The organism is Rhizobium sp. 007, from assembly GCF_015353075.1.
Lineage (GTDB): Bacteria > Pseudomonadota > Alphaproteobacteria > Rhizobiales > Rhizobiaceae > Rhizobium.
Map to the genome: position 1 here is coordinate 109,070 of NZ_CP064191.1, position 19,571 is coordinate 128,640.

Below are 19,571 nucleotides of genomic sequence, written 5' to 3' on the forward strand. Positions count from 1 at the left end.
AGAGTTTAGCCAATACTGCAGAATAGACGTTAAAAGGGCTGCGGCGATGATGCCCCGCAGTGGTCGGGTTATATTCGCGGGCATAGAGCCTGCCGCCGTGCGATGCCGCAGCATCATTCGCCGCTACGCTTTCAAAGCCATAGGTCGATGTCAGGAAGACGGGTGGCTGGACCGCTCTTGAGAAGGCGGCAGGATCGAACGCGTGGTGGATGGCCCGGGTGTCAAACCCAAGGCTCACGCCGTGCGACAGGTCGGAGTGGTCCTGGAGGTTGCCTTGTTCGTTGCTGCCGGTCATTGGTTCGCGGTAATCCTCTTTGCTTCTGACCACAGTGGCAGCATACTAGTCCGCAAGAAATATCCAATTCGGCGGAAAGAAGATGGTCCAGTTGGAAAGTCAGGCGACACCAGAACGCGCAAGGAAGATGGGAGCACGCCAAATTTACGAGGCGCTCAAGGATCAGATCTTGAGCCAAGTTTATCAGGCTGGTGGTCAGCTACCGTCATCTCGAAATCTGTCGAACGAGATTGGCGTATCACGAACGACCGTGACTGCCGCCTATGAGCGGCTTGCGGCAGAGGGCTTTGTGGAGCTGCGCCAAGGTGCCCGCCCGCGGGTCGCAGCGTTGCCATTCGGGCAGCGTCCGAGAGACGCCACGTCGAAGCAACGGGCCGCTCAGCGCCTGTCGGCCTATGGTGAAAAACTTCGGGCGACACCGCCTTGGCTCGATTATTTGCCTAGTTCGCTCATGGTTGATTTCCGCTACGGAGATCTCGCTCCATCCGATTTTCCGGCGCTTGCCTGGAAGAAAGCTGTCAACGCGGTCATCGCTCAGCGACCGAGCCGACTTGCCTACGATGACCCGCGAGGATCGCTGCGTTTGCGCCAAGCCCTGCAAGGGTATCTTTGGCGAGCGCGAACATTGCGCTGCGATCTGGAACAAATCATCATCGTGAATGGCTCCCAGCAAGGATTAGACCTTTGCGCGCGACTTCTGCTCGGCCCTGACAGCGAGTTCGTCATCGAAAACCCCGGCTATCGAATGGCTCGTCAGATCTTCGCCAGCACAGGCGCCTCCGCAATCGCCGTCGGCGTCGACTGCGAGGGTCTGAAGACCGAGCTATTGGAGGGCGTGCGTGCCCGGCTGGCCTACGTCACACCTTCCCATCAGTTTCCGCTCGGCGGCGTCATGCCGATTTCTCGCCGTCATCAGCTTCTCGAATGGGCGCGGGAAAACGGTGCTTACGTGATCGAGGACGATTACGACAGCGAATACCGCTACGATATCAGCCCGGTGCCTCCACTCCATAGTCTGGAGGCCGGAAACAACGTCATTTATCTCGGTACGATCTCCAAAACGCTCTCGCCCATGATGCGCATCGGCTATCTTGTTGTGCCGCCGGAACTGCAGGACGTGTTCGCAACCGCCAAGCAGCTGTTTGACAGACATTCGCCGGTGACCGAGCAGGAGGCCTTGGCGTCTTTGATCGAGAGCGGCAGCTATGAGAGCCATGTGCGTCGCGTACGGCGGCTGAACAGAGACCGACGCGAGACGTTGTTGAACGCGTTACAGCGCGCATTCGGCGAAAGGATCTCCGTGGAAGGCGCCGACGCCGGACTGCATGTTGTGGTCTGGTTCAACGAACTGCCGAAGTCGTCCGAGACGGCTTTGCTGGAAATCGCGCAGCGTGCCGGCATCGGAGTTTACTGCATCTCACCTCTTTATGAGCCGCAACCGGAAGAGGCGACGGCGGATAGGCTCGGGCTTGTCATGGGGTATTCAGCCTTGACCCCGCAGCAGATCGAAAAGGGTGTTCAGCTTCTTTCGGCAGCAGTCGAACGAGCCAAGGGGCAAGTCTAACAGTTGCGGCGGCATACCAACCGACGCAAACGCCATAGGCCGTTGCTGGATGTCAGCCAGTCCCATCCAAGCAGAAACTGGACCAGCAACATGTGATCAAACTGGCTCTAGAGATCTAAAGACCAGTTCCCCGCTAAAGTTCAGCTATGACCGGGACTGGGTGCCATGACCGTGGGTTTTTACCTGCCAGGCACCAGCATCAGCCGTAACCGATGTTCCGACCCCACATTGCCGGTAATCGCCTGATCTGGGATGGGCTTCCATGGAAGAGCGACAAGGAGTTTCTCCATGGAGACTACGTTGGAGGTTCTCACGACGCGGCGGGGCCGACGTGAGGCTCATCGCCAATGGCCAAACGAGGTCAAGGCCAGGATTGTTTCGGAGAGCTTGCGACCGGGCGTGACGGTGAACGAAGTCGCGGAACGCTACGGCCTGAAGGCAAACCATCTGTCGTCCTGGCGAACACTGGCGCGGCAGGGCAAGCTGGTTTTGCCGGAGCCGGAAGAAGCAGTCGAATTCGCGGCCATGGTTATCGAGACGCCCATGCCGGAGCCGCTGGCTGCCAAGGCGGTTTCCCGCGCTGAGGTTATCGTCGGTCCGGTCACGATCCGCCTTGAAGAAGGTGCGTCTGCTGCCCGGATCGCAGCCATCGCGCGTGCCTTGGCGGCGACGACATGATCTTCACCAAATGGAGGATATAAGCGACGCACTTTCGAAGATTCTTCAAGCTGGGGGCTCGCAGATCGGCAACGTCACGGATTTTGGGACACCAGAGAAGCCATATCTGATCGCGTACGCACGCGATCCAGAGGGAAACGTCCTTGAGCTTGAGCAAACGAGCACTGGCCGCTAATGGCTGCATGGTCGCCATCCCCGTCATGTTCTACAGCACTCGGCACTGCAAAACGCAGCTCGGTCAAAGTGTAAGCTCGACACCGCTCTGATGTCCGTTGTCAACGCTTTGGGCATGAGGAAGCTACCGCTCTCGCGAACGGTCCTCTCATGATGATCGCGCATGGGTGGAGGCGGAACTGAAGGACGTCGGTGATCAAGCTCTGATGCGCGGGTTGGCTACCGCATTCCCGATTGTGCGTCCGGGGCTGTTCCTATCTTACTGCGGGCGTCGGTCGATGCCGGCCACAAAGCGGTGACGGATATTCCCCTGCCGTTGTCCCGCCTCCGCCCATGCGCGAGGTGCAAGTTCGCTGCAGTGACCTATGTTCTGATCGCCTGCGCCTCCCTTGCAACAGCCCACATGAAGCCGGCCAGTTCACGGGCAATTGCAGTGCAAACCACCGTCGTTCGTTTTCCCCGTGCGGCCAGCAAGCGATATCGAGCCGTCAATCGGCTCTGAGCTTTCCACGCGATTTCTCGCACTCTCGGCGGGGCTTCCTCCAAGCGATACAGCTTCCTTACGCCCAGCTTCGGCGGATGGCGATACGTCCACGCACTCTCAACAAGCATGTGTCGAACTCGACCGTTGCCAGCCTTCCTTATTCCGCCTCGTCTCACGGTTTCACCCGTGGATCGCTCGCCAGGAACGAGACCGAGATAGCCCATCAATTGGCGTGGGCTTTCAAATCGGGTTACGTCACCGACCTCTGTGGCGAAGGTGACGGCGACAATTAGATCGACACCACGCAGGGTCTGCAGCGCTCGAACGACCGGGGCGAGAGACCAGTTCGGGACAAATTCCTCGATCACTTTCTCCAGTCGTTCGGCACGCTCCTTCGAAGTGCGCACTGCCTCGATCATTTCCTGCAGTGCTATCTGATGTGCCGGATGATCAAACTGCTGCTCCTGCAGCCAGCGCAGATACCGCATCGTCCAACCTTTCTTGCGCGGATAGATGCGACCATGCTTGAGCATGAAGGCGCTACCTGTTGCCGGTGAACCCGTAATGTCTCGATAGCGGCAGAGCGGGCGCGAACGAGATCTCGCATAGCTTCGTGACCTTCGTCGGGAACCCAAACGGCCGTGAGCTCGCCGGCCCTCAATAGCCGGGCGAGCGCAAGCGCGTCTCGACGGTTCGTCTTAACCCGGTCACCAGGCTTCCTCGGGATCAGCGACGGAGCGACAACCATGCAGTCATGGCCAAGCGACTTGATGAGCCGGTGAAGGCCGTAACCGGTGGGGCCGGCCTCGTAGCAGAAATGCACGTGATCAAACTTCGCGACTATTCGCTGGATAATGCGGCGCATGCTGGCATCCGATGCATCAATCTCGCCGAAATAGCGAACTTCTCCGTCCCGGCCGGATTCAGCAATTGCAATCGCATTCTTCAGTTTGGCGACATCGATTCCGACAAAAGCTTCTCTATAATCTGCCACGGCTCGTCCTCCTGTCGTGAGGATCGGCTCGGCCCTTCCGAGCAACCCTCGGAAGACCAGTGTAGGGCGAGCCACCTCAGCCACGAAGACGGACATACGGTCTTACCACCAGCCCACCGGTTACAAAGAAAGCTTGATAAGGCTAACGCACGACTTGGCAGATAGACTGCTCCATACCCATATCGCGCCCGCCGTTTCCCCGCGGCGACGTCGGCGTCGCGCCTCCTTCGCCTCCGGCGCCGATCTCACAGACCGCATCGAGCCGCTTCATCGATGAACTTCAATGAAACCGTGAAACCATGGCAAAATCGATCAAATGGAAATGGACCTGCGAATCCTTAACCCCTAGCTAATGCGTCCAAAATTCCGCCAGCGTCTCGGCGATCAAGTGAAGAGAGGTGTTCAAACGACGCCAAATCGCTCAAGCATCTTTCGGAGCTGCGCATTCTGTTGATGAAGATGCTCTGTCAGCAAGCCCTTCAGGCGTCTGTTCTCGTCGTCAAGCAAGACTAACTCGAAAGACACTTCGGCTCGAGTGGTTGCCGCTCGCTCCCTCCGAGCAGGCCCCGTGCTATCAGCACCATCATTGACACTCGCACGTCGCCGGCGCGTCGCCGATTTTGGAGATCGCAGCTTGGAAAAATCGACATTCAATTTTTGCACGGAGTCGAACGGCGGATCATCGCCATGCTGAAGTGGATAAGTTTGCCCCGGATCAACGGATGAAGTCGAAAATTGCTCGCTGTCGCTGGCTTCAGCATTGTCGAGGCGAGTTTCCGTACTTGCATCCGGCGGCAGCTCGCTGCCTTCGCCTGGAGGCTTCGAGACCATGCGTGGCTCGAAAAGATCCGGCGCGTCAGCTACGGCATCACGTGCAAGAGCCTTGAGATCTGTGTCGCCCCAAATCGAACCAGGCCGCGTTGTCCGTCGGCGGGCCGACTTCAATTCGACAACGAACTTTCGTTGCTGTGGTTTCATATAGGTGTTCCAATCTTTTGAAAATGTGAGTCAGTCTCACGATAGGCCGAATCGTTCGAGCATTCATTTAAGCTGCAGTTTCTGCAAATACAGCATTTGAGCCAAATTGAATTCTCAGCTGCTTGATCTTCGTCGAGGCCTTCCACCTCATCCAAGAAGGTTTGTCAGCCGGACGAGGATTGCGCGCCTAGATCCTTATTTGCTACGGCAGGGCTTTGCGCAACCATGTCGGTGCGGGTTCTCTTCACAAGTCTAACCCGCCTCGCCCGCGATGTTCGTGAAGGCTTTTGCTCTTCTCACTTTCCGGCGCCAACGCATGCACTTCAGTACCCGGCCGTCTGAGCTCATGACGCCCCGATTCCTGGACCTCTTCGACTGGCGGCTGGACGTCGAGCTGTCCATTTCAGTTGAACCCGTCATCGCCACGAGATCGATGGGTGAGTTCTCATCATGATTGAGAGTATGGTATGCTTCCGTTAGGTCAAAGGGCACGGCGGAGGTTTGTTGCGCTCCACTTTCGTTTGCCTTGGTATCGGCCACATACTCAATCGAGCTCTCTCGTGTTTCTGCCGGCTGTCGCCGCGAGGTTATTCGAAAAAGAATTCCATAGTGTTCTCATAGTGCTTCTAGTGCTTCAAGGCACCACGACGTTGCCGCAGCTTTAACCGGGCTCGGCGCGGAGCCCGGATCATTTCTCCTTTTTCGCGACTGGGTTGGTCGGTGATCAATCGAGCCCGAGCCGCTTGCGCAGGTCGGCATTTTCCGCACGTAGCTTATCTGCCAGAGTTTTACGGAGCCTTTTATTCTCTTCTTGAAGCTGAATAAGATCCGCCATCTCATCCGTCGCGGGCACTGTCGCCTGAACGGCCTGCTCGGTCGGCTTTGGCATTCTTTTTCTTCGGCTGTTCTTGCCACCGAGGTGCGTTCCTGCGGGCGTCGGCTTCGCTTCTTCAGATAGTTCACGGCGCTTCCTGCGATTCTTTGGCACCTTCGCGGCCGTCACAGGTGATGAGACTACCGTCGTTTCGGCACTTGCCTTCTGGCGCCGTGGTGCGCCCTGCGTTTTGGGCGCCGGCGCTTTTGCCAGTGCATCCGCGTCTTCTACCTTGATACTGGGTCCCGCATTATTCTCGTCAGCCATGAGTTATCTCCCTCTGTAAGCAAGATTTCTTTTCGGCTGAGTGAAAGACGGAGTCAACCTAGTACTACAGTTGGTGCGCCGGGAGACCGGCAAGGAGTAGATGGTGCAAGTCCATTACGATGAAGGCGTAGCGAGCCACATGGGCCCCGAGCCGTGCGCACGCATCCGCGAGGGTGTGGGCGAAGCGTCGGTAGGGGAGCATACAGGCCAGCCATTGAGCCGCGTAAGAGTGTTATCCCGGGTGCCGACGCCGTCAACTGTGCGGAAGGCGACACGGGCGGGTGCGCAATCGCGAGCATCCGTCTGGCCTGGCGTGGTCGCAGACCCTGGCATGTATGGAAGCTCCTTGTATGGGAACCGGGAGATCTCCGGGTCGGCCATGACCCCTTTTGGGTACATGGTCCGCAGCGGGAAGGCGAGGAGCCGTCGCCGCTGATGCACGACACGGAGAAGTCTGACTTCGGCATATTAGCTATGAAGCCGACGAACAAAACCGGGTTGCCGGTAGCGGAGTTGGTGGAGCCAAGGCCGGGGACCAAGAGGAACGCGGAACAGCAACGCATGCACCGGACACAGAGCCGGGCGCGCATGTCCCTGTCGCTGGATCGCGTACGGAAAGTCGCAAGGCTAAAGAAAAAGGAACGGTTCACCGCACTTCTCCACCACATCAATGTCGATGCACTTCGAACGGCATTCTACGCGCTCAGGCGCAAAGCTGCCGCTGGCGTGGATGGCATAACCTGGCAGGACTATGAGGCAGACCTTGAGCCTCGGCTCAGGGGCCTGCAAGCACGAGTTCACGGGGGAGTGTACCAACCGCAACCATCTCGCCGGACGTTCATACCGAAGGCGGATGGAAAGCAGCGGCCGCTGGCGATCGCAGCCCTGGAAGATAAAATCGTCCAGGGCGCAACGGTCATGGTGCTCAACGCGATCTATGAAGGTGACTTCTGCGGTTTCTCATACGGGTTCCGACCCGGACGAGGCCCGCACGATGCGTTGGATGCCTTGTCCGTCGCGATCAGCGAGCGGAGGGTGAACTGGATTATGGATGCCGACATCCAAAACTTCTTTGGGGCGGTCAGCCAGGAATGGCTGGTCCGCTTCCTGAAGCATCGGATCGGCGACAAGCGCATCATCCGTCTGATCCAGAAATGGCTGAAGGCGGGCATCCTCGAAGACGGAGTCGTGATCGTTGATGACAGGGGCACTGGTCAGGGCTCGGTAATCTCACCGCTCCTCGGCAACATCTACCTGCATTACGTTCTCGACCTCTGGGCCAAGCGCTGGAGACGGTGCGAGGCCACCGGCGACATGATCATCGTGCGCTACGCGGACGATGTGGTGGTCGGCTTCGAGCATGAGGACGACGCTCGTCGTTTCCTCGATGCGATGCGTGCGAGGCTTGAGGAGTTCATGCTGTCGCTCCATTCGGACAAGACCCGCCTGATTGAGTTTGGTCGCCGTGCAGCGGCCAACCGCAAGAAGCGCGGGGTCGGCAAACCGGAGACCTTCAATTTCCTGGGGTTCACGTTCATATGTGGAAAATCGCGCCGTGGGAACTTCCTCCTTCAACGGAAGACGCGACGTGATCGCATGCGGACCAAACTTCGCGAGATCAAGGCGGAACTGCGGCGTCGAATGCACAGGCCGATCCCTGAACAGGGGAGATGGCTGAAGCAGGTCGTAACTGGGCATTTTGCGTACTTCGCGGTCCCCACGAACGGCCGAGCCCTGAACGCGTTTCGGTTCTACATAACCGATCTCTGGAGACGTACCCTTCGGCGGCGCAGCCAACGGAGCGGTCTAACCTGGGATCGCGTAACAAGGCTCACCGATCACTGGCTCCCCAGACCCCGGATCCTTCATCCCTGGCCACAGTTGCGCTTCGCCGTCACACACCCGAGGTAGGAGCCGAGTGCGGGAATTCCGCTCGCTCGGATCTGTGCGGGGGGCGCTCAGCAATGGGCGTCCCTACCGCGAACGTTTAATCTGAAATCATGATTCACTCTCGGCATTTAGCTGGAGGGAATTGCATGTCCGTCGCAAGCTGGTCTGGGTCGGTATTGGCATGGCAACGCGAACTCGATGCATTGAAGGAGCGACTGGGGCCGGTTTTTCGTCGCCGTGAATTGCGCTTATCGAGTGGCGCCTTTCTTGATGGCGTTCTGTCGGGAGTGGAGCGCAAGACTGGCTGGCTGATGGCCGAGCAGGCAGGGCTGGAGCGGCCTTATCGGATGCAGTCGCTATTGGGGCGCAGCCATTGGGATGCCGAGGCTTTGCGCGATGTCGTTCGGGCCTATGCGGCAGAGGCCCTCGGAGATGCGGACGGCGTTCTGGTGGTGGACGAGACCGGGTTCCTGAAGAAGGGCGAGCATTCGGTCGGGGTGGCGCGGCAATATTCCGGGACGGCCGGCCGAATTGAGAACTGCCTGGTGGGTGTCTTCCTTGACCTATGCAAGCCGCTACGGCCAAACCCTGATCGACCGGCGGCTGTACCTACCGAAAAGCTGGGTGGACGATGAGGTGCGGCGCGCTTCAGCGCAGATCCCACAAGAGCAGCACTTTGTCACCAAGCCGGAGATTGCCTGTGACCTGATTGCGGCGGCACTCGATGCTGGCGTCCCCTGCGCCTGGGTGCTGGCCGATGCGCTTTATGGTTCGGATTCGCGCCTACGCAGGATGTTGGAAGGCCGCGGCCAGCCTTATGTTTTGGCGGTCCGCTCCAATCATTGCCTACGCTTTGTACGCGATCAAGGGATCGAGCAGACCGATCCTCAAACGATGGCCGAGGAGTTGGAGCCGCAGGCTTGGCAGAGCCATGCCGCCGGCGAAGGCGCCAAAGGCTTGCGGCTCTATGACTGGGCCCGCATCCCTCTTGGCTCTCGCCCGGATCCACAGTGGGAGCGCTGGCTCTTGATCCGCCGCAACCGGCGCGAACCCAACGCTCGCGCCTATTATTTTGTCTTTGCGCCCGTCGGAACCGAGCTTTGCGAATTGGCGGGTGCTGCCGGATTGCGCTGGACGGTCGAGGAGTGCTTCCAGCGCGCCAAGGACGATCTCGGCCTCGACCATTGCGAGGCCCGTTCCTGGCATGCCTGGCACCGCCACATGACGCTCGTCATGGCGGCTGCAGCGTTTCTCGCCAAGTTGGGCTCCGACGTGCGCCGCAGCGCCGCTGGCAAACCGAACGAAACGAGTCCAAACCCGCCAATCGCCGCCTAACCTACAAACTTGCGCTTTTGCCCAGCGTCGCAGAGATCCGCTATCTGATCACGCGACTCCTATTGCGACCACCAATCAGGACTGGCTTCGTTCTGGCATGGTCACTCTGGCGACGAAAGCATCAAGCCTACGCAATGAGCGCCCACTACAAAACCAGACTAAAAATGCAACTGTAGTACTAGGCTACGGGGTTGCTCTCAATTGAGACGCAGCGCCCAACGACCTTGTTGAGAGAGAGAGAGAGAGAGAGAGAGAAGAAGAAGAGAGAAGAAGAGAGAAGAAGCTGAAGCTCGCTCGCCTTGATTAAATCCGACCCGATAATCCTCCCACTACATGCCAACGCTTCGCATCGGAACCAACCAGAACGACCTTCGGCCATTTTTCCGGCATTATGGAGCAAATGCCACAAGAGCCTCTATAGAAAAATCCGCAATTATGTCGTAACCACCACCAGAGCCGGACATCATCTCCTCATCCGAGACCGGAAACGGCTCGCTGCATCGCTGGACCGGGTCAAAAGGCGTTCCATCAACCCGGCAGTCGAACTTGGACCGTATCGGGGCGAGTGGTTGTAACGCCGGATTCAGAAACCTACCTATGTGCATAGTCTCTCGATCCACATTGGGATAACAGATGCGTTCAAGGCGAAGCCCTTGACTTAGTTAGCCCCACCACTTATCTATGTGTTCAGGCAGGCTGACTTAAAGGTCGCTGCCATGTCAACCAAGGCTCCATAGTCTTGGTCTCGTACACCACGGTAATGGACAATTCATCAAGGCCCGGCGAAAGCTGGGCCTTATGCTTTTGGTGTTCGAGCTTTGTGGTAGAGGCACATTCGCGCAAAGTAGCTCAGATTCCGGCGGGAAATCGACTTCTGATCGATCACCTTAGGATGGCACGAGAGTATCTCCATCCGCACAGAGCAACCGTCATCAAGGGGCACGAGGCAGTAAACGACGGCCCATTTTCGGCCGTCTGCGGTTTCCACAAAGACTAGGTTATCCATGCCACCGTAGCTTTTCGAGACGTGCGTTAGGCTGTTGACCACAATACTTGCTCTGATCGCCCCGACGAGAGTCTTGGACATTGCATAACGGTCCCCGTCGAATGTCCGTTTAGTCCCGTGGTGATCAAAGGCATGATGTAGTTCTCCGTGCTTTGTCCTCTCGGTGTAGACGTGGTTCGAGAACACCACCTCCACGACCAAGTCAGTTCCGTGCTCGATCCCCTTGCCTGGAATCGCTGCGGAAAATGCCTTCAGGTGTGTCAGGTCGTAGACGACTTCGTCGACGGTGATCGGGAAATGTTCTGTAGGGATGCTCACATAGGCGCTATAACTGCAACGGTGCCGTGTGCCAACCGGTATTACGCGTAGTCGACCGAAAACTAAAGGCTCCATAGGTCACGGACGATCCTGGTATCCTGCCGTTGAGGCCCTGGCGCGGTACGCTAGCGTGGCCAAGGGTCAGCGCCACAGGGAGGATCGTCATTCAAGAGCTGATCCACCGCCTCGACTCCCGGAAGGGCCCCTGGTAATGATCTCCACATGTTCAGATTGATACGAATAGAGCGCTGACCTTTTTGCCCGTCTTCCGACGCGCTTGTCCGCCTATGTCCCGTATATCGAACGGAAAACTGAACATGCTCCAGAAGCGAATTCCTATCCTGAGGCCGAACTCCTACGACCCCTTCTCCGCAGGAGACCGGAGGTTCGAAGTACGACCGCTGCGCTTGGCCTAATCCGAAGGGGGCTTCGGGCAGCATCCGCTCCTGCGCCCAGACAGCGGCGATCTAGATCCGGAGAATCGCTCCCCGAGGACAACGCCTACGGCCTCTTCGTAGACTTCCGCTGGGCCGACAACGGCGGCGATCCGTACTGCCCGCGCTGCGGCTGCCTGGAGCCCTACAACGTCCGTCGAGTCGTTTCCGGTGCTCGGAGGCGGAGTGCCGCGCCGAGTTCTCGGTGACATCAGGAACCGTCCTCGCCAACCGGAAGCTATCGTTCAAGAAGATCATGATGGCGATCTGGGAGGAAATCACGGCCGCGAAGGGCATGGCGGCGCTTCATCTGAGCCGCAAGCCCAACGTCCAGTACAAGACCGCGTACGTCCTGTTGCAGAAGCTCCGCGAGGCCGTCGGCCTTCGCCGTGATGCGATCAAGCTGCACGGCACGGTGCAGATCGACGGCAAGTATGTCGGCGGCGTTCCCGCAAGGCGAACAAGAAGGAAGAGCGCAAGGACGGCCGCAAGAAGGAAAACCAGAACGGCAAGCGCATGTGCGTTCTGGCGCTGAGGGAGGCGAACCGACACGCGCCGAACCGGACGCTGACGCGGGTGATCATGGGCGAGAACGGCAAGGACACCTGGGCCGCGGTCGCCAAGCATGTCGATCCAAAGGCGCTCCTGATCGCCGACGAGCACAAGGCGTACGACGATCGGCCTTGTCCAGATGACTCGAGTGAACCACAGCCTGCGATACCAAGAGGAAGACGGTACGAACTCGAACGTGATCGAGAGCTTCTTCAGCCGCGTCGAGAAGGCCTACAAAGGCATCAACCACCGCTTCTCCACGAAGTACCTTGACTGGTACATGGCGATGCTGTCGTGGAAGGAGGACACGCGCTACATGGGGCTGCGCTGGCAGTTCGCCGATCTCCTGCGAACGGTCACCTCAAGGCCAACGTCGCGAAACCTCTGCGGGTACTGGCAATGCGCGGCCCAGAACATCGTCGACCAGATGTGGCTGCAGGGCGAGCCGCCGGACTAGCGGCTGATCTCCCAGAGGTGGCGACGGCCGTCTGCGGTGCCAGCCCGGCGAACCAGTCCTTGCTTCACCAAACCGTTCAGCGTTGCGGAGAACCTGCTCGTGAGAGCAGACTCCAACCGTGCCGCTTCGCTCCCGAGGTCGGCCTCGCTTGCGAACTTCTCGGCGATTTCCGCTGTCGTCGTCGGACGCTCGGAGCGGCGAAGGATGTCGAGCACGATGTGACGGTTGTTTTTTGCCTTCCAGAAGTTCGGTGACGCGCCCGCCCACCGTTTCTCGGGAAGAGGCGCGGCGTGCCTTCGAAGGCGGCGTAGTCAGTTCGAAACTGGGGTCGTAAACCTTGATCACCGTCTCGAATGCGGATTTCTGAGCTTCGAGGACGACGATCTCGCGCCGCAGTTCTTCCATCTTGCCGTCGATCTCGAGCAACTTCGCTTTCAGTTCGTCTACGACTTCCACCATAAGCAACACTCCCGAGGCACCCTCAGGAGATAGCATCAGCTCTCATCGAAATCTTGTGGCAACTGCTCCATAATGCCGCATTTTTCCGCGGCGGTTGCTCGCCTAGCTTTCCGACTGAGATTACATGCGCGAAGCCTCCTGGAATAGTATTTCTCGCATCCAGATGCTTCCAGGATCCGTGTTGTGAAGGGCCGGCCACTGGACAGCCTCGGTGAACGGAGGAAGCGGGAGCGGAAGTTCGACGATTCGCAGGGGTATCGTTTTTGCGAAACGATTGGCCAGCCGCAATGGCATGCCCGCTATACGATTGGTTCCCAAGAGTAATGGCGGGATCAAGTTAAAACCGGGCACGACGAGTTCGATACGTCTCTTCAGACCGTGCTCGAGCAATAACCATTCCTCGATCGACGGATTACGCGTACGTCCGAAGGTAGCTAGAACATGCCCCATAGACATGTATCTCTCCAAGCAAAGCTGCCGTGGCAGCTGCTTGTTCGTGAGGCAGCCGACGCACACGAGTGTCTCATCGAACAGTTTTGCTTTGGGATGCGCGCTCGACATGAACAATTCCGGAAGAATTAAAAAATCGACATGACCGTAGTGAAGAAGCTCATCTGGATCGTCATCGAGAGGCACCAACTCGAAGCTGACGCCCGGGGCCTCCCGAGCCACGCGCGCTACGATCTTCTCAAAGAACACGAGTGTCATGAAGTCTGAAAGAATGACCCTGAAACGCCGCTCCGATTTCGCTGGGTTGAACGGTTCCGAGGAAACGATGGAGAACTGGATGTGCAGCAGGGCATCGCGGGCCGCGCAGGCGAGCGCCTCCGCACGCGGTGTTGCAATAAATTCGCGACCCCGCATTATAAACAGCTCGTCGCGGAAATAGGTGCGTAGCCGGGCGATGGCTGCGCTCATGGCCGGTTGACTGAGGTTGATGCTGCGCGCAGCAGCGGTGACGCTTCGTTTGGTCATCACAGCGTCGAGTGCAACGAGAAGATTTAGATCAAGACCCTTAAAACGCATGTCCGGATGTATCCATTGCGCGAACAAGTGCTATCCAGACAATAAGTTTAGCCAATACTGCAGAATAGACGTTAAAAGGGCTGCGGCGATGATGCCCCACAACTGCAAGCACCACGGCACGCCTGATCCGATCACCGCGCTCGACACTAAGGCCAGCGAGGTGATCGGACGTGCTAGCCCAGGCATTGGGTTCCGGAGTACCGCTGCTTCCAGGGGAGGATCGATCACAGCATGACGCTAGAGGAGCACTTGATCGTCCACGACCATCCCACCTCCGAGACAAGGATGGTAGGGTGCTTGGCTCGCCAAGCACCCGCGCTTCAAGATGCATATTTTCGATCTCCTCGTTGTGGCTCAACTTGACGAAAAGCTTCTTCGCCGAGATGCTGGGGAAGCGCATCCGGTGCGGTTTCACGAGCGATGCCGAACTTTAGGCTCCAACCACTTGGCAACTGCCCGCCTATGGGTCGCCTTCATGAGGCACCCAATCGTGAGAAGGATCATGCCGCCAGCGATGCGGTGGATGGTCTGTGCTGGAATTCTTGGGTACATTGCTGGCATCTCTCCGGTAATCAGAATCAAGAGATGGCGATACTACTGTCCACCCCGCAGCCCTCTCCATGCAAAGTCCATATGCCATCATGCGCTTCGGGTATGGTCGAGAACTCGATGTGAAGTGCGCGCTGCGGGCAAGCCGTCAGCAACTGCGAGGTGCGCCTCGTTCAGTAAGCCAATCGACGGCTTCTGTCCTTCGCGGTGCGGCAGGTCCGGCTCTAATTGCGTTTTGCGGCTGTCGTTGCACCATTTGCCAATGGCGCGCTGCTTTCCTGCAGGTGACTGAAGCGCACAAATTTAGATTGAGTGCGCCTTGCAAACGCCATCCACAGCATGAATAGCAATCATACGAAAAGTCAATTTTTCAGACCTGGCGAATGCCTTTAGAAGAACGTCGGGTAAAATCGGAGGCAGAAATGAAAAGCCAAACACACCTCAACTGTTGCAAAAAAACATGAATGGCAATTCCGGCATCAGATGTCATCAGGACAGACCTCACAAGGAATTTGAAGTGGGGCGGTCTTCGCATGGAGATTTTTTGTGCTTCTGAGCCATTCCTGCAAATATGGCGTCAGCCAGCACAATCGCCTACGCATTCTGTGCGAGCACGGTCTCGATATCGACCGCAGGATAAGCTCTCGCACACTTCAGCTCGCGGCCTTTGCTCTCAACCCCGGCGGGTTTGATGAGGCCCAAGGTCGAGGGAGGAGGGGCTGTCTTATCGTCAAAGGGGCTACATGATTTTTGTTGGTTCACCGACACGCCAAACCCGCCTGGCGCTTCTTCGGGAGCGCGTTTGCCGTTTTGAAGGATTGCAAAATGACCCCATCAGTGCATACAAGCCCCATTTGGGTCTCGCGGCCATGCACGGCTGCGCACGGTCAAGCAGCGACATGTCCCTATGTCTCGGTGTCACAGGCCAGGTGCCCTGACTAAAAGAAAACTCCCAAACCCTCCAACCTAATGGCGTTGCCGGGAAGACTTCCGGCGCGCTCATCCGACCTTAAGGACGTGGCGCGAGAACACTAGCTCCCGAGGAGAGAGAACCATGGATCAGCCCGCTTGGAAGCGGCCGCATACGCGTCTGATCGTCGAAGGCAGTGACGCCGCACAGCGACCGCAGATGCCGAACTTGGCGTCCGTCGACCTAAACCTACTGGTAGATCTCGAGGCCCTGCTGAGGTACCGCAACATCACCCACGCGGCCCAACAGGTTGGACGGAGCCAACCTGCGATGAGCCGAGCGTTGTCAAGGCTGCGCGGTATGTTCAATGACGATCTTCTGGTTCGCGGCTCGGGCGGTCTGGTGCCGACGCTGATGGCTGAACGCTTGGCCAAAATGCTGCCTTCGGTGTTGGATGCGATTCGCCAGACGGTGAACTGCAGCGTCGCCTCAAGGGAATGGCGATGGAAGGTAACGATGGCCATGCCCGACCACCAAGCGTTGGTTCTGCTGCCGCGTCTCCTGCCGCGGCTGCGCGAGCGTGCCCCTCATCTCGACATGGTCACCGACCCTGTCTTGGCCGGCGCACTGCGGCGACTCGAGCAAGGCGAGATCGATCTGGCCATAGGGCAGATCGGCGCCGCTCCGCCTGGCTACTTGCGGCGCAGGCTCTACGCCGACCGCTTTACCTGCCTGATGCGCCACGATCACCCGGTCCTGGAACAGGAATGGACGATCGGGACGTTCGCGGCCTTGCGGCACGTTGCCGTTGCCTCGGAGTCGAACGACCGCTTCCATCAGATCTATGACGTGTTGGGCGAGTCGGGCGTGTCGAATTGTGATCCAATCGTGGTTTCCAACGTATTGACGGCGGCGGTAGTGATCGCAGCGACCGACTTGGTGCTGATTGTACCTAACCGCATTGCGACGCAAATCGCCGCCATGCTACCGCTCGCGCTTGTCGATCCGCCTATGGAACCAAAGCCCTACGAGGTGGCGCTTATCTGGCACGAACGTTGCCACCGCGATCCAGGGCATCGCTGGCTGCGGCGCGAAATCACCGCCGCAGCGCGGACGGCCGGATAGGCCTAACGCACGCATCAAATGGCGAAGCGACTGGACCGTGATTACTCTAACCGCTGGCGAAGAGATGTGCGGTGAGGACCGGCGAGCTTATGGGATGCTGCTACAGAGTGATGACCGAGGAGGGCATCGCGGACAGCGGGGGCAAGGGCCTCCGCACGCGGTGTTGGGATAAGTTCGCGGCCCTGCATTATAAACAGCTCGTCGTGGAAATAGGTGCGCAGCCGAGCGATAGCCGCGCTCATGGCCGGCTGACTGAGCTTGATGCTGCGAGCCGCGGCCGTGAGCTTGCGTTCGGTCATCAGAGCGTCGAGCGCAACGAGGAGATTTAGATCAAGGCCTTCGAAACGCATATCGTAGTGTATCCATAGCGTGAATGATTGTCATTCAAACAATCAATTTTACCAATCTTGCTGGGTGCTATTAGAAAACGCTGAATTTAACCGAAAGCAAGGGCGTCGAGGAAAAATTTATAAAGGTGCCGAAGTACGGGAAGTGTTCGACATCGAATCATGATGCTCTGGAGATTCTACGAACTGAATTAGCCAGTATCACGATTGGACGCCCTTGTGACGTGCACCGACGACACCACTGCTTTGATCGCGCTTGAGTGCCTCAAGAAAAAGACAAACTGGAGTTTTTGCATGTCTTCTGAAGTGCGTTGGAAAATATGCTGGGAAAATGAGTTGGAAGCCTCAGACCACTCGGAACTCGCTGAGTTTTTCCGAACGATCTATGGGCCGACAGGAGCGTTCAATGCCAAACCCTTCGAGGGTGGCCGAAGCTGGGGTGGTGCGAGGCCGGAACGCCGCGCAATCGCTTACGACTCGAACGGTGTAGCCGGCCACATCGGCTTCTTGCGCCGATTCATAAAGGTTGGTGCGACTGATTTGCTTGTGGCCGAGCTTGGCTTGTACGGGGTGCGACCGGATCTGGAGAGACTAGGAATCGCTCACTCGATCCGCGTTATATCTCCGGTCCTGCAGGAGTTGGGCGTCCCATTCGTCTTCGGTACGGTTCGACACGCCATGCGGAACCACGTGGAGAGATACTGCCGAGACGGTACGGCCAGTCTTGTGACGGGGGTTCGTGTGAAGTCGACCCTTCCAGATGTGCATCCCTACATGCCCTCCACCCGCACCGAAGACGTACTCGTTTTCGTAGTTCCGATTGGACGCACGATGAGCGAGTGGCCGTCCGGCACATTGATTGAACGAAACGGACCGGAACTATGAAACAGCTCGATTATATACGCGAAGTGCCGATTGATTGCGCTGACGGCAGCGAAGATCGCAGCGTTTACTTGACGTTCGACGATGGTCCCAATCCATTTTGTACGCCGCAGATACTGGATGTGCTGGCTGAACACCGCGTACCGGCGACTTTCTTCGTCATCGGTGCGTATGCGAAAGATCAGCCGGAACTCATCCGACGTATCGTCGCGGAAGGTCACGATGTCGCTAACCACACGATGAACCATCCGGATCTGTCGACATGCGGACCCCACGAAGTAGAACGCGAGATAAGTGAGGCAAATAAGGCCATTATCGCCGCATGTCCTCAGGCGGCGGTCCGGCACATACGAGCGCCCTACGGGGTGTGGACCGAGGACGTGCTTTCCACATCGGCAAGCGCTGGACTGGCGGCTGTACACTGGTCGGCAGACCCGCGAGATTGGTCTCGCCCGGGCGCCAACGCGATAGTTGATAGAGTGCTGGCCTCGGTTCGGCCCGGCGCAATCGTGCTGTTGCACGACGGGTGTCCTCCCGACGAGTTGGGCAAATGCACGCTTGCCGGTCTGCGTGACCAAACTCTTATGGCACTCTCGCAGATCATCCCAGCATTGCATGGCCGTGGATTTGCAATTCGCCCCCTTCCCAGCATCACTGAACAGACGAGAACCCATGTATCTGCTTGACACAACCAGCACCGCCGCCATCTCGATCTATGCGCTGCTCTCGACGGTCTACAAGAGCATGCAGGTTCTTTATGCTCGGCCGACAACCGGTTCGGCGGTATCGGCGGCACCGGTCGAAACCGGCCCTTTGCCAGCCGTGGATGTTATCGTCCCCTGTTTCAACGAGGACCCGCGCATCCTCTCTGCATGCCTAGCGTCCATTGCACACCAGGATTATGCTGGAGAACTGCGCGTCTATGTCGTTGATGACGGTTCTAGCAACCGCGACGCCATCGTGCCTGTACATGATTCCTATACGCGCGATCCGAGGTTCAGCTTCATTCTGCTCCCAGAGAATGTCGGAAAGCGCAAAGCTCAGATCGCCGCCATACGCCGATCATCTGGAGACCTGGTGCTGAATGTGGACTCAGACAGCACTATCGCGTCTGACGTCGTCACCAAGCTTGCATTGAAGATGCAAAATCCGGGGGTCGGTGCGGCCATGGGCCAGTTGACGGCCAGCAACCGGAATGACACCTGGCTGACGCGATTGATCGACATGGAGTATTGGCTTGCCTGCAACGAAGAGCGCGCGGCACAGGCTCGCTTCGGTGCCGTTATGTGTTGCTGCGGCCCATGTGCTATGTACCGGCGGTCCGCGCTCGTTTCGCTGCTAGATCAGTACGAGACGCAACTGTTTCGGGGCAAACGAAGCGACTTCGGTGAGGATCGGCATCTGACAATCCTCATGCTGAAAGCAGGCTTTCAGACCGAGTATGTTCCGGACGCCATAGTGGCAACCGTCGTTCCGGACAGGCTGGAACCGTATTTGCGCCAACAACTGCGTTGGGCACGCAGCACGTTTCGAGACACGTTTCTAGCGCTCCCTCTACTGCCTGGCCTCGACCGTTATCTCACGTTGGACGTGGTCGGGCAGAATGTCGGGCCGCTGTTACTCGCCCTGTCGGTAGTGACCGGACTTGGACAGTTCATACTGACAGCCACAGTGCCATGGTGGACAGTCTTTATGATTGCATCCATGACCATGATACGCTGCAGCGTCGTAGCGGTTCGTGCTCGCCAACTTAGATTTCTAGGGTTCTCTCTGCACACGCTTGTGAACCTCTTTCTCCTACTTCCCTTGAAGGCTTATGCTCTGTGTACACTATCCAATAGCGATTGGCTGTCGCGCGGATCCGCGGTCAATGCACCAGGCATAGGTGGGAAGCAGGGTGCCACCAAAAAGCCAGAGCTGGCGACATCTGAAGTCACTTATAGTGGCCAGTGATCGTCGCGCCACCGCAGAGA

15 protein-coding genes and 3 pseudogenes are annotated in these 19,571 nt (G+C 58.0%); 11 read left to right on the top strand and 7 right to left on the bottom strand.

The window, feature by feature from the left end; all coding sequences use genetic code 11:
• Positions 1-58 precede the first annotated feature (58 nt).
• A pseudogene (locus ISN39_RS34475) lies at positions 59-295 on the bottom strand (methionine gamma-lyase); the annotation flags it as partial.
• Between the two features lie 82 nt (positions 296-377).
• On the opposite strand from ISN39_RS34475, the gene ISN39_RS34480 reads away from it, so the two are divergent.
• Positions 378-1,859, top strand: a complete 1,482-nt coding sequence (locus ISN39_RS34480; RefSeq protein WP_194732415.1) for a PLP-dependent aminotransferase family protein — start codon at positions 378-380, stop codon at positions 1,857-1,859.
• Positions 1,860-2,147: 288 nt separating this feature from the next.
• On the top strand, positions 2,148-2,537 hold the full coding sequence (locus ISN39_RS34485; RefSeq protein ID WP_246763615.1) for a transposase: 390 nt from the start codon (positions 2,148-2,150) through the stop codon (positions 2,535-2,537).
• Between the two features lie 537 nt (positions 2,538-3,074).
• Here the strand turns inward: ISN39_RS34485 and ISN39_RS34490 are convergent.
• The 3 genes and pseudogenes from ISN39_RS34490 to ISN39_RS34500 form a co-directional block, all read right to left on the bottom strand.
• A pseudogene (locus ISN39_RS34490) lies at positions 3,075-4,285 on the bottom strand (IS110 family transposase).
• Positions 4,286-4,591: 306 nt separating this feature from the next.
• The gene (locus tag ISN39_RS34495; RefSeq protein ID WP_194732417.1) at positions 4,592-5,167 is read right to left on the bottom strand and encodes a hypothetical protein; all 576 of its coding nucleotides are present in this window, start codon (positions 5,165-5,167) and stop codon (positions 4,592-4,594) included.
• Positions 5,168-5,891: 724 nt separating this feature from the next.
• Positions 5,892-6,308, bottom strand: coding sequence for a SyrB-like regulator (locus ISN39_RS34500; RefSeq protein ID WP_194732418.1), 417 nt, complete (start codon positions 6,306-6,308; stop codon positions 5,892-5,894).
• Positions 6,309-6,743: 435 nt separating this feature from the next.
• On the opposite strand from ISN39_RS34500, the gene ltrA reads away from it, so the two are divergent.
• The 3 genes from ltrA (at position 6,744) to ISN39_RS34510 (ending at position 9,533) form a co-directional block, all read left to right on the top strand.
• The gene (gene ltrA, locus ISN39_RS34505; protein ID WP_194732419.1) at positions 6,744-8,219 is read left to right on the top strand and encodes a group II intron reverse transcriptase/maturase; all 1,476 of its coding nucleotides are present in this window, start codon (positions 6,744-6,746) and stop codon (positions 8,217-8,219) included.
• Between the two features lie 125 nt (positions 8,220-8,344).
• Entirely contained in the window at positions 8,345-8,833 is a 489-nt protein-coding gene (locus ISN39_RS37790) for a transposase (RefSeq protein ID WP_281438353.1), read from the top strand.
• Entirely contained in the window at positions 8,757-9,533 is a 777-nt protein-coding gene (locus ISN39_RS34510) for an IS701 family transposase (RefSeq protein WP_281438354.1), read from the top strand. The genes ISN39_RS37790 and ISN39_RS34510 overlap by 77 nt, the downstream gene beginning before the upstream one ends.
• 796 nt (positions 9,534-10,329) lie before the next feature.
• Here ISN39_RS34510 and ISN39_RS34515 read toward each other — a convergent pair.
• A complete protein-coding gene (locus ISN39_RS34515; RefSeq protein WP_194732420.1) occupies positions 10,330-10,857 on the bottom strand; it encodes a hypothetical protein in 528 nt (175 codons plus the stop codon).
• Between the two features lie 639 nt (positions 10,858-11,496).
• Here ISN39_RS34515 and ISN39_RS34525 point away from each other — a divergent pair.
• Together ISN39_RS34525 and ISN39_RS37795 are read left to right on the top strand one after the other, a co-directional pair.
• Positions 11,497-11,826, top strand: a complete 330-nt coding sequence (locus tag ISN39_RS34525; protein ID WP_194732422.1) for a hypothetical protein — start codon at positions 11,497-11,499, stop codon at positions 11,824-11,826.
• 165 nt (positions 11,827-11,991) lie between these two features.
• Positions 11,992-12,300 carry a transposase gene (locus ISN39_RS37795; protein WP_194732423.1) on the top strand — a complete coding sequence of 103 codons (309 nt, stop codon included), beginning with the start codon at positions 11,992-11,994 and terminating at the stop codon, positions 12,298-12,300.
• A gap of 579 nt (positions 12,301-12,879) precedes the next feature.
• Here ISN39_RS37795 and ISN39_RS34540 read toward each other — a convergent pair.
• Positions 12,880-13,785, bottom strand: coding sequence for a LysR family transcriptional regulator (locus ISN39_RS34540; RefSeq protein ID WP_194732424.1), 906 nt, complete (start codon positions 13,783-13,785; stop codon positions 12,880-12,882).
• Positions 13,786-15,388: 1,603 nt separating this feature from the next.
• Between ISN39_RS34540 and ISN39_RS34545 the strand changes: the two genes are divergently transcribed.
• Positions 15,389-16,369 (top strand): LysR family transcriptional regulator, encoded by a 981-nt coding sequence (locus ISN39_RS34545; protein ID WP_194732425.1) that lies wholly within the window; start codon positions 15,389-15,391, stop codon positions 16,367-16,369.
• 116 nt (positions 16,370-16,485) lie between these two features.
• Here the strand turns inward: ISN39_RS34545 and nodD1 are convergent.
• Positions 16,486-16,719: pseudogene (nodD1, locus tag ISN39_RS34550) on the bottom strand (transcriptional regulator NodD1); the annotation flags it as partial.
• Between the two features lie 291 nt (positions 16,720-17,010).
• Between nodD1 and ISN39_RS34555 the strand changes: the two are divergent.
• From ISN39_RS34555 to nodC, 3 genes are read left to right on the top strand one after another with little or no spacing between them, the layout of a single operon-like run.
• A complete protein-coding gene (locus ISN39_RS34555) occupies positions 17,011-17,601 on the top strand; it encodes a NodA family N-acyltransferase (RefSeq protein ID WP_194732619.1) in 591 nt (196 codons plus the stop codon).
• The gene (gene nodB / locus ISN39_RS34560) at positions 17,598-18,284 is read left to right on the top strand and encodes a chitooligosaccharide deacetylase NodB (protein ID WP_194732426.1); all 687 of its coding nucleotides are present in this window, start codon (positions 17,598-17,600) and stop codon (positions 18,282-18,284) included. The genes ISN39_RS34555 and nodB overlap by 4 nt, the downstream gene beginning before the upstream one ends.
• A complete protein-coding gene (nodC, locus tag ISN39_RS34565) occupies positions 18,271-19,551 on the top strand; it encodes a chitooligosaccharide synthase NodC (protein WP_194732427.1) in 1,281 nt (426 codons plus the stop codon). The genes nodB and nodC overlap by 14 nt, the downstream gene beginning before the upstream one ends.
• Positions 19,552-19,571 lie beyond the last annotated feature (20 nt).

Coding starts and splice junctions, on each gene's coding strand:
- ISN39_RS34480 (WP_194732415.1), top strand. CDS start 378: ATGGTCCAGTTGGAAAGTCAGGCGACACCAGAACGCGCAAGGAAGATG.
- ISN39_RS34485 (WP_246763615.1), top strand. CDS start 2,148: ATGGAGACTACGTTGGAGGTTCTCACGACGCGGCGGGGCCGACGTGAG.
- ISN39_RS34495 (WP_194732417.1), bottom strand. CDS start 5,167: ATGAAACCACAGCAACGAAAGTTCGTTGTCGAATTGAAGTCGGCCCGC.
- ISN39_RS34500 (WP_194732418.1), bottom strand. CDS start 6,308: ATGGCTGACGAGAATAATGCGGGACCCAGTATCAAGGTAGAAGACGCG.
- ltrA (WP_194732419.1), top strand. CDS start 6,744: ATGCACGACACGGAGAAGTCTGACTTCGGCATATTAGCTATGAAGCCG.
- ISN39_RS37790 (WP_281438353.1), top strand. CDS start 8,345: ATGTCCGTCGCAAGCTGGTCTGGGTCGGTATTGGCATGGCAACGCGAA.
- ISN39_RS34540 (WP_194732424.1), bottom strand. CDS start 13,785: ATGCGTTTTAAGGGTCTTGATCTAAATCTTCTCGTTGCACTCGACGCT.
- ISN39_RS34545 (WP_194732425.1), top strand. CDS start 15,389: ATGGATCAGCCCGCTTGGAAGCGGCCGCATACGCGTCTGATCGTCGAA.
- ISN39_RS34555 (WP_194732619.1), top strand. CDS start 17,011: ATGTCTTCTGAAGTGCGTTGGAAAATATGCTGGGAAAATGAGTTGGAA.
- nodB (WP_194732426.1), top strand. CDS start 17,598: ATGAAACAGCTCGATTATATACGCGAAGTGCCGATTGATTGCGCTGAC.
- nodC (WP_194732427.1), top strand. CDS start 18,271: ATGTATCTGCTTGACACAACCAGCACCGCCGCCATCTCGATCTATGCG.